This window comes from Pantoea sp. 18069 (assembly GCF_902706035.1).
Lineage (GTDB): Bacteria > Pseudomonadota > Gammaproteobacteria > Burkholderiales > Burkholderiaceae_C > Comamonas.
In genome coordinates, this window is sequence record NZ_CACSJA010000108.1 from 1 (window position 1) to 504 (window position 504).

Annotated in this window: 1 pseudogene; it reads right to left on the bottom strand. The window is 67.9% G+C overall.

The annotated features are described in order from the left end of the window. Positions 1-419 (bottom strand): annotated as a pseudogene (locus GVL12_RS25780) (DDE-type integrase/transposase/recombinase); the annotation flags it as partial. Between the last annotated feature and the right edge of the window lie 85 nt (positions 420-504).

Here is a 504-nt window from a genome sequence, read left to right on the forward strand (position 1 = left end):
ATGCCGGGCTGCACGTCGTGGCGGGACACGCTATCGGCGATCAGCTGCTCGGCCAAGTCGGCGCTCTCGCGCTCGGCGATCAACCAGCCCACGACGTGGCGGCTGAAGATGTCCAGGATCACGTACAAATGAAAGCAAGTCCACTTGGCCGGCCCCTTGAGCTTGGTGATGTCCCAGGACCAGACCTGGTTCGGTGCCACCGCCAACAGTTCGGGCTTGACGTAGGCCGGGTGGGGGAACTGGCGGCGCCGCTCACGCGAACTGCCCTGGGTGTTGAGCAATCGGTACATGGTGCGCACCGAGCCCAGGTAGCGGCCCTCGTCGAGCAGCATGGCGTGCATCGCCGCAGGGGCGGCGTCGGCGAAGCGTTCGCTGTTCAGGGTATCGAGCAGCAGCGCGTTCTCCTGGGCATCCAGGGCCAACGGAGGCCGCACCCGGCTACGGTGTGCCGATCAGGCCCAAGCGATGCGCTTGGGCCCGTTGGCGGGCCGGCACCCCGCGCGG